1 protein-coding gene is annotated in these 2,116 nt (G+C 41.3%); it reads right to left on the bottom strand.

Annotated elements, in window-relative coordinates:
• Positions 1–78: 78 nt before the first annotated feature.
• Positions 79–1,968 carry an IS1634 family transposase gene (locus H6A27_RS14240; protein ID WP_204509164.1) on the bottom strand — a complete coding sequence of 630 codons (1,890 nt, stop codon included), beginning with the start codon at positions 1,966–1,968 and terminating at the stop codon, positions 79–81.
• Positions 1,969–2,116: the final 148 nt, after the last annotated feature.

Genomic DNA, 2,116 nt, shown 5'->3' on the forward strand with positions numbered 1-2,116 from the left:
TTAACCCAAGTTTGATAGTAAATTTATGCTTTTCTTTGCTACTCAGTATTTTGCAATTTTCATTTGCTCCTCTGTGTACTACAAACTTTTTTCTATTTTGATTTTTCTGAATGGCATCTTCTTATATTTTAGTCGTTCATAAATATCTTTTACCGCTAAGGTTGGTTCACTACAGATTCTCATATGCACCTTTTCACCCAATGCGTTGATGGCTTCTGTAGTGACAGCCTTTTGGGTGGACATTATTCTTACTATTTCAGTCCAGTAATGTGTCATACCTGTTTGCTTTAGGCGGTAACGGATTGTGTTGACAACCCAATATGCGAGTAATCCCAAAAACAGATGAGCATCAGAGTGATCATCTTTCTGATGATATATCGGTCTAAGATTCAGGTCGGTCTTGAGCTGCCTGTTTGTACATTCGATTTCACGGGTAAGATTATAATAGTCCCAAGTTGTCTTTTCATCAAAATCAGCCACATTTGTTCTGAGAAAATATATCCCGCTGTCCCAGTCTACATTCTCAGGCACTGCTATGCGCCACTGAATGTCAACCATGTTCTTAGGTGTTTCAGTATGGTCTGGTATATAATCAATAACATAATATTTGGAGATAGACGGATATTTCTGTCTGGCTCTGCCTACACGTTCGATGACTTTTACATAACTTTTTGTTCCGTTCTTCTTTGTCAGGGAATCCTTTATCTTTTCCAGTTCTTCCTCGAAACGCTGCTTGAACTTGCGGTTCATTGAGGTTTCCTTGAGACCTTTGGCTGCCGAGTCAATCTCCAGATAATAGTCACCGTTATCTTCATGCTTTACCTGTGTAAGTCTGATGGGCTGCTTCTTGCAGTCAAGCACGGTTACGGTTTTCGTCTCAGGGTCCAGTTCATAGTCAGTAAGCCGTCTGCGACTTACACACAAGTAGTTGTATCCTTTCTCCTTTATCTTTTTCAGATTATCCTCAGTGGCTATACCTGCGTCAAGACAAACCAGGACCTTTTCTTTGGGGGTGCCAGGCATTCTTGTCTTTGAATTGAGTGTCTCCACCATATCAGGCAAGGAGTTCGGGTCTGCTGTATTACCTGCTAAAATGGAAGAATAGCGTATGAATCCCTCTTTATTTATGCATAAGGCAAGTACAAGAAGCTTACAGTCGGAGCGTTTCTCTTTAGAACGGCCGAACTGGGCTTTTCTACTGTTGTCCTTTCTACCTTCAAAGTAAAAGTTCGTCAAGTCAAATATGGCAATCCTGTTTGTGATGTTAAACAGGTCGTCCGTCTTCATGCAAAGATGCTTCTCGAGTTTATCCTTAAGTTCGTAGAGTGCAGGTGCTACCTTATATATGGACTGATAGCCCGGTCGCCAGTCCTGATTCCCACTGACCAGTTCACATACGGCAGAGTTTTCATCCATGATACGCATGGATTTAAGCTCGGAGGATGAATATATGGTACGGGTGATAAGGTGTGCCAACGCTGTATTTATCTTGGTTTCGCTCCAGCCTTCATTCCTTAGGAACTTCTCAAGCTCCAATTCCCGTAAAGCTTGAAGGCACATCCACTCAGCGCCAATCTCACGTGCATCTGTATGTTCAATGGTATTGACGTCAACCAATCTTTCACATTTCTCACGTGACTCTTCAATAGTAGCCTTGACTGCGTCAACACTACCGTTCTTAACCATCAAATCCCAGTACTCCATGGTCTTACGCTGTACAAATTCATTATACTTGGAGAACGGATTGCCGAACAGGTCTATCTCTGCCTGATGCTCGTGAAGATAAGTCAGACATTTTCCAATATCTCTGATGTCCTCAGCACGGTACTCTTCTGTAATAAATCCTACATTCAGCATGACACGACTGCGAACGCGGCCACTCAAGTCGCGGAATGACTCCTTGATGCGGTAGTACCAGTCATCTTTTTGAGTCTTCGGGTTGTATCTAAGCTGAGACATAAAATGCATAGTGGGACAAAGATACAACATTACAAAGACAGTTCTGTGTACTACATTTTAATTTTGAGAAATGCTAAAGCTGATAATCAATGGATTAGTGAAATTATACAGCTAAAAAATAACTAAAAATTTTTTTTGGCTATCAAACTTGGGTTAA

Source organism: Bacteroides caecigallinarum (assembly GCF_016902295.1).
GTDB lineage: Bacteria > Bacteroidota > Bacteroidia > Bacteroidales > Bacteroidaceae > Phocaeicola > Phocaeicola caecigallinarum_A.